At 24.5% G+C, this 5,726-nt stretch carries 13 protein-coding genes; all 13 read right to left on the reverse strand.

The features are described from left to right. Positions 1–202: 202 nt before the first annotated feature. Entirely contained in the window at positions 203–502 is a 300-nt protein-coding gene (locus tag PKV21_07685) for a hypothetical protein (GenBank protein HOM27370.1), read from the reverse strand. A 6-nt stretch (positions 503–508) separates the two neighbouring features. Continuing rightward, positions 509–850, reverse strand: coding sequence for a hypothetical protein (locus PKV21_07690; GenBank protein HOM27371.1), 342 nt, complete (start codon positions 848–850; stop codon positions 509–511). A gap of 13 nt (positions 851–863) precedes the next feature. Next, entirely contained in the window at positions 864–1,028 is a 165-nt protein-coding gene (locus PKV21_07695) for a helix-turn-helix domain-containing protein (protein HOM27372.1), read from the reverse strand. 61 nt (positions 1,029–1,089) lie between these two features. Then, the gene (locus PKV21_07700) at positions 1,090–1,410 is read right to left on the reverse strand and encodes a hypothetical protein (protein HOM27373.1); all 321 of its coding nucleotides are present in this window, start codon (positions 1,408–1,410) and stop codon (positions 1,090–1,092) included. Beyond that, positions 1,407–2,132 carry a hypothetical protein gene (locus PKV21_07705; GenBank protein HOM27374.1) on the reverse strand — a complete coding sequence of 242 codons (726 nt, stop codon included), beginning with the start codon at positions 2,130–2,132 and terminating at the stop codon, positions 1,407–1,409. The genes PKV21_07700 and PKV21_07705 overlap by 4 nt, the downstream gene beginning before the upstream one ends. A 162-nt stretch (positions 2,133–2,294) precedes the next feature. Further along, entirely contained in the window at positions 2,295–2,618 is a 324-nt protein-coding gene (locus tag PKV21_07710) for a hypothetical protein (protein ID HOM27375.1), read from the reverse strand. A gap of 21 nt (positions 2,619–2,639) precedes the next feature. Next, positions 2,640–2,825, reverse strand: coding sequence for a hypothetical protein (locus PKV21_07715; GenBank protein ID HOM27376.1), 186 nt, complete (start codon positions 2,823–2,825; stop codon positions 2,640–2,642). A gap of 9 nt (positions 2,826–2,834) precedes the next feature. Continuing rightward, entirely contained in the window at positions 2,835–3,542 is a 708-nt protein-coding gene (locus tag PKV21_07720) for a hypothetical protein (protein ID HOM27377.1), read from the reverse strand. A 167-nt stretch (positions 3,543–3,709) separates the two neighbouring features. Continuing rightward, positions 3,710–4,009 (reverse strand): hypothetical protein, encoded by a 300-nt coding sequence (locus PKV21_07725; GenBank protein ID HOM27378.1) that lies wholly within the window; start codon positions 4,007–4,009, stop codon positions 3,710–3,712. Positions 4,010–4,095: 86 nt separating this feature from the next. Beyond that, on the reverse strand, positions 4,096–4,527 hold the full coding sequence (locus PKV21_07730; GenBank protein HOM27379.1) for a hypothetical protein: 432 nt from the start codon (positions 4,525–4,527) through the stop codon (positions 4,096–4,098). A gap of 1 nt (position 4,528) precedes the next feature. Next, complete coding sequence (locus PKV21_07735) at positions 4,529–4,726, reverse strand: hypothetical protein (GenBank protein ID HOM27380.1); 198 nt, start codon at positions 4,724–4,726, stop codon at positions 4,529–4,531. Positions 4,727–4,818: 92 nt separating this feature from the next. Then, positions 4,819–5,061 (reverse strand): hypothetical protein, encoded by a 243-nt coding sequence (locus PKV21_07740; GenBank protein ID HOM27381.1) that lies wholly within the window; start codon positions 5,059–5,061, stop codon positions 4,819–4,821. A 55-nt stretch (positions 5,062–5,116) separates the two neighbouring features. Further along, the coding region (locus PKV21_07745) for a hypothetical protein (GenBank protein ID HOM27382.1) at positions 5,117–5,726 on the reverse strand (610 nt) is incomplete at its 5' end.

Raw genomic sequence — 5,726 nt, forward strand, 5'->3', positions numbered from 1 at the left:
GCTTCATCAGTAAATCCCAATGCTCTGTATGCTTCTAACCTAATATCTTCATCTTTATCTCTCTTTGCTTCCTCCGGGAATAAAGAAATACAAGCAAGTTTTTCATCATAAGATAAGTCATTATAATTTATTTTGTTTTTTTCCATAGTTTTTATTTATTATTTTTTAATTATTATTTTGCCGACATTTATCTTATTTTTAATTATCCAAATATTCCCTTTTTTGCTAAATCTTCTATCTCATCTTCTTTACTATTTTCTTCTTTTTTAGGAATATAAACTATATACTCTTTCATTGGCTTTTCTGGTAAAAGATAAACTTTCTCTATTTGCTGGCACTTATCTTTAATAAATTTAGGTGAAAATACTTTTCTTTTTCCTTGCGTTTCTATTTCTATTAAACTTCCTAATCTTATAGCGTCTTTTATTCTCCTATCATAAATTCCAACTGCGTAATAATCACTTGTCTCATATAGTGGTTTTGTAATTTTTATCTTAATCATTAGTTTTTATATTGATAATAAATTATTAATATCATCTTTATCTAATAAAATATTGCCTGTATTTATTTTTTTTAATCTTTCAACCCCTTCAAAAATACTCTTTAAAAGCCCTTTATCTTCATTTTCACTATCTCTTTTCCTTATAATAGTAGGTATATCTAACTTATTAGGTAAATATCCGGTTATATTTTTAAATCTCTCATAATCAAAATCATAAATTAAAGGTATTTTATCTTTGTTTTTTTCAACTTCTTTATCCTCCTCTTCTGTTATTATCTCATCTTCATAAAGGCAATTTCTTTCTAAATTTTCTCTTATTTTTATTAAATAGTTTATTAAGTTTGTCATATTTTTTATTTATTTAGTTTTTTAATTTATTATTTTCCTTTATAATTTTATAAACCCAAGTGTGTGAATATCCAAGTAATTTTCCTATCTCTCTTGTAGTAAATCCCTTTTTATATAAAATAATTGCTTCTTTTTTTTTAAAATCTCTTTGTTTTTTCTTTGTTCTTTTTAGTTTCATATTATTTATTTTTTAGTTTATAATTTGTTATTATTTAATTATATATCCTGTAAATATTTTGTCAATAGCCATAACAATTTCCACAATACATTCCTTTCGGAACTACATTTCCACATATAGGACAAATAGTATCTCCTTTATTTCTCCAAATTCCATTTTTATCTTTCCATTGTCCATTTTTCCTTCTTATATTTTCTTCAATCTCTTTAATATTAAATATTCCAGAAATATCAGATGTGTTTATTAAATTTCCATCTATATTTATAAATCTTCTTTTCTCAATTAAATTTATAATTTTATCAGCCCTTTCTTTATCTATATATAAATAAACTCCACTTTTTAAAATAATAACTTTTTGTTCTTTTACTATTTCTTTTGTCATATTTTTATAATTTTATTTTCATCTACTTTATTTTTCTCTTTTTGTAAAAATGCTATTAAATCTCCAAGTTTATTTTCTAAACTTATAGGGGTTGTTATTATGGGAGCATATTTCATTTTGTTTGTCTTTGCTAATATTTTAATAATAAATTCTATTTTTTTCCTTCCGTGTGTTTTTATTAATCTTTCTAATGCGTCAGATTGATTTTTCCTGCTAAATAATATTTTATAATTAGGATTTACATCTTTAAATAAATATATTAACTCTTTTCTATCTTTATCTGAAAAGTTATTTTCTTTTTCTTTATTTTCTTTTTCTTTAATAATATCTATACTTTGTATATCTTTACTTTGTATATCTTTATTGTCACCGGAACGATGTTCCTGTGAGTCACCGGAACGATGTTCCTGTGAGTCAGAGGAACGATGTTCCTGTGATGAATTAAAAGATGCTTCTGTTAAAGAGTATTTTGCTATCTTCCAACTCTTTCCTTCATATTTTACAATTCCTTTCTTTTTTAATCTTTCTAATATATTTCTAACCGCCCTTTCTGTAATCCCTAATTTTTTAGCAAGCCATTTTTGTCTTGGGAATATAGGTCTTTCTAATGCTCCTAATCTTCCCATAATTGCTATTAAAACCTTCTCATACATATCTAAATCCATTCTTTCTAATAAACTATCAGGAATAGACCAACCCCAATTTTCTTTATTTAAGTCCATAATATTATTATTTAGTTTATAATCTATTTTTTTACCACCCTTTTATTTGCCTTTTTAAGAGGTTATAATCATCAGACAGGAAAATATACCTTAATCTGTTTTAAACCTCTATAAAATTAAATTAGGCGGTAAATAGATTAAATTAAAAGGGGACAAACAACTTTAATCATTAAATAAAGTGTCATTTTGATTTTCTTCTTCAATAATCCTTTTTAAATCTCTTATCTCGTCTAAAATAGTTTTTAAATAATATAACTCTTCAGTTTCCTTTTTTTTATAGACAATGTCATAATAAATATTGTTTTTTCCTTCGTATTTGCTATTCTCATCATATTCTATTTCAACCTCTTCTCCTTCTTTATACGGACATTCACCCCATCCGGAATATCCAATATTATCACTTATTAAAACAAATTTATCTTTTTCTCCTAACTTTGTTTTAACTTTATTTTTAAATATTTTCTCTATTTTAATTTTTGTTTTCATATTTTTTGTTTAGTTTATAATTTATTTAGTAATCTCTTTTTTTTTATTTTTAATCAAAACAATCTTTTTTCCATTTTCCCTCCAAGTTTCAATAGAAAAGTCATTATGATTAAAAATTCTATCATTGCTTTTAAATGGAGCAAATATTTCATAATCCTGCCTATAATAAATATCATCTGTATTATCAAATTTTATTTCGTCTGTCATAATATTTTATTATTTATTAGTTTTTAATTTATTTATTTCCTCTCCTTTTCTTTTCATTTTCCATTTATATACTTCTAAACATCCAAGAAATGCCTTAAAACAATCTTTTAATTCTTTATCATTTACTTTTTTTGTTTCAAGTTCTCCATCTTTTCCAATTCTAATGATATAAACATTTTTATAATCCTGTTTTGTTTCTTCTTCTCTTGCTTTTAGATATGCTGAAACTTGTAATAAATACTCATCCCAAATTCCATTAGAGGTTTTAAAATCAATTATTGACAACTCACCATTAACAATTGCTTCTGCATCTAATGTCCCCGCATATTTATATTTTAAAGAAAGTATTTTCTTTTCACTATCAATCCACTCAACTTTATTTTCACTTTCCCATTTTAAAAATGCTTTTACTGAATTTATAATCTTCTCATTTACAGGTAATTTTGGTAATTCTGTGTTATTAATCTTTGCTTTAATATATTTTTCAATCCAACTATGAACATATTCTCCTATCATCGCCGCTTGGTCTGTTTTTTCTTTATGAATATCTTTTGATGATTGAAGTATATTATTTATCTCAATCTCATCATAAGATTTTCCTGCTTTCCATATATTCTTTAAATTTTGTATACACTGATTAACTGCCCAAAATATTAATCCTTTCTTTTCAATTATACCAACTATATTTGTTGTCCCATATATAATTTCATTTTCCATATAGTAAATGTGCTTTATAGGGTCAAAATTTAATTTTACTTTTCCGTTATATAATAAGTATGTTTCCATTTTTTTATTTGTTTAATTTATAATTTATTTGCCGACCTTTCAGAAGTTATTCACTTCTAATTCAATTATATTTTTTGTAAACTATTTGTCAAGTAAAGTTATGCACAGGTCAATAATTTCTTTAAATCTTCAATTGCCTGCGTATATAATAAATCAGGAGGATATCTTAACACTCTCCACCCCATAATAGTAGCAGTGTTATATTTTTCTAAATCATTTAAAAATCCTTTGCCTCTATTATGCCTTCCGTTAATCCAAACACCACCTTCTTGTTCAATAGCAATTTTTTGCTCTACAAAAGCATAATCAAAACGCCATCTTCTATTATGACAAAATTTATATTCCTTTATAGGAATAGGCATTTTATTTTTTTTAATTAGTTCTATAAATAAATCCATATTATTATATTATAATAAAAAAACAACGGAACTTAAACCTATTCGGTTATAACTCCGCTGTTCTTTTTAGTTCAAAATAGTCCAATTTAGTCCAATTTAGTCCCTAATCCTCTTCTAATACTTGTCCTCCAATTATATATTGCTTTTCTATCATTCTCTATCATTTTATAAGCCAATTCTTTTTGAAAATCACAATCATAAATTAAATTCTTCCATTCTTCTCCTTCTATGCTGTTATAGGTTTCAGGATAAAATTTCTTTAAATTTCTCATAAATGTTTCTTCTTGAAACTGCAAGCAAGAATAAGAATATTTATTATTTTTATCTAATCTAACAAAACCTACTGGACAATTCCTACATTCATATTTCTCTAACTCATTTATCCAATTAACTATTCTCTCGTTTTTATATTCTCTTTCGTCTTTATATAAATCTACTTCGTTATATTTTTCCTCTCTATTTAAAACTATAAAAATTCCTATCAATATAAGAAGTAGTAAAATCAATTTTTTAGGCATTTTAAACTCTTTTTTCTGCATTGGGATTTACCCTAAAATATATAGCAAGAATTCCCAATATACCATCTATTACAGGAATAGCAGAAGCAGGAATTAAATCTCTAACACCATAAATTCCATTTATTATAAACAAAACAATAATTGTCCAAGTGGTCCTGCTATATAAGGCAATTTTTAATTTTTTTAAAATATTTTTCATATTTTTAAACATTTTAAATTGATAATATCTAAAATCGACCTATATCTTTAATTTTACAATATTAAAATAAAAAAACAAGCAAAATTCTATATTTATTTTAAAAAATCAATGATATTAGGTATTATCCACCCTATAATGCTTGCTATTATAACTATAATAGCAAGCCTTCCTTTAAGGTCATCTCTAAAACTTTCAAGTGTATTTATCTTTTCGTTTAACAATTCAATCTGCTTTTGCGTCTTTGTATTATTTTCCTTTACTTCAACAATCAGTGATTCTAACTTTCCTTCAATTCTTCCCAAACTTCTTTGAATTTCGCTTGTGCTTTTTTCCATTTTTTTTATTCTTATAAAAGATTATAATTTTTTTCCTGTATTTATTGAACATAATTTATGAGAAAAATGATAAACAATAAGCAGTACAACTCAAATTACCACTAATTTCTACTTTTAATTCAGTTTTTCCTAAAAATGATAAAGTTAATATATTTGAATAGTATGTAGATGTCTTATTATCATAAAAATCATATCCAGTATATTTTACTATATTTAATCCAGTTTTATCCAAAATAAAAGTTCCAATGGACATAGAATGTATACGTTCACTCTCCGGTGGTATATTTTCTCTATACATATTAAATATTACTTTTTTTGTATTTCTTGGTATTACAAAAATAAAACTTTTAACAATTTTTCTAGAAAAATCGTAAAAACCAAAATCTATATTAGATATAAAATTATCATCATATTTAAAATCTATCATATAACAAGAAGAAGATATTACTTTTCCTACCTTAATTGAATTAGTTCCTTCTTGTAATCCAACCTGCCCTGCTGTGTCTTGTAAATAAACATTATCTCCTATTTTTCCATAAACTTTTTTTGTGTAATAAGTAGAAATTTTGAAAAATTTAGTGAGAGATGAAATACCATCAATAATTTCTCTTGGGGCGCTAGTATCATTAATATAATGTATATAAAGTTTAGAAGATGAAGAACCA

The organism is bacterium (genome assembly GCA_035371905.1).
In the GTDB taxonomy this organism is placed as follows: domain Bacteria; phylum Ratteibacteria; class UBA8468; order B48-G9; family JAFGKM01; genus JAMWDI01.

Excerpts from the sequence above, each read along its gene's own strand:
- PKV21_07685 (HOM27370.1), bottom strand. The coding sequence starts at position 502 with ATGATTAAGATAAAAATTACAAAACCACTATATGAGACAAGTGATTAT.
- PKV21_07690 (HOM27371.1), bottom strand. The coding sequence starts at position 850 with ATGACAAACTTAATAAACTATTTAATAAAAATAAGAGAAAATTTAGAA.
- PKV21_07695 (HOM27372.1), bottom strand. The coding sequence starts at position 1,028 with ATGAAACTAAAAAGAACAAAGAAAAAACAAAGAGATTTTAAAAAAAAA.
- PKV21_07700 (HOM27373.1), bottom strand. The coding sequence starts at position 1,410 with ATGACAAAAGAAATAGTAAAAGAACAAAAAGTTATTATTTTAAAAAGT.
- PKV21_07705 (HOM27374.1), bottom strand. The coding sequence starts at position 2,132 with ATGGACTTAAATAAAGAAAATTGGGGTTGGTCTATTCCTGATAGTTTA.
- PKV21_07710 (HOM27375.1), bottom strand. The coding sequence starts at position 2,618 with ATGAAAACAAAAATTAAAATAGAGAAAATATTTAAAAATAAAGTTAAA.
- PKV21_07715 (HOM27376.1), bottom strand. The coding sequence starts at position 2,825 with ATGACAGACGAAATAAAATTTGATAATACAGATGATATTTATTATAGG.
- PKV21_07720 (HOM27377.1), bottom strand. The coding sequence starts at position 3,542 with ATGGAAAATGAAATTATATATGGGACAACAAATATAGTTGGTATAATT.
- PKV21_07725 (HOM27378.1), bottom strand. The coding sequence starts at position 4,009 with ATGGATTTATTTATAGAACTAATTAAAAAAAATAAAATGCCTATTCCT.
- PKV21_07730 (HOM27379.1), bottom strand. The coding sequence starts at position 4,527 with ATGCCTAAAAAATTGATTTTACTACTTCTTATATTGATAGGAATTTTT.
- PKV21_07735 (HOM27380.1), bottom strand. The coding sequence starts at position 4,726 with ATGAAAAATATTTTAAAAAAATTAAAAATTGCCTTATATAGCAGGACC.
- PKV21_07740 (HOM27381.1), bottom strand. The coding sequence starts at position 5,061 with ATGGAAAAAAGCACAAGCGAAATTCAAAGAAGTTTGGGAAGAATTGAA.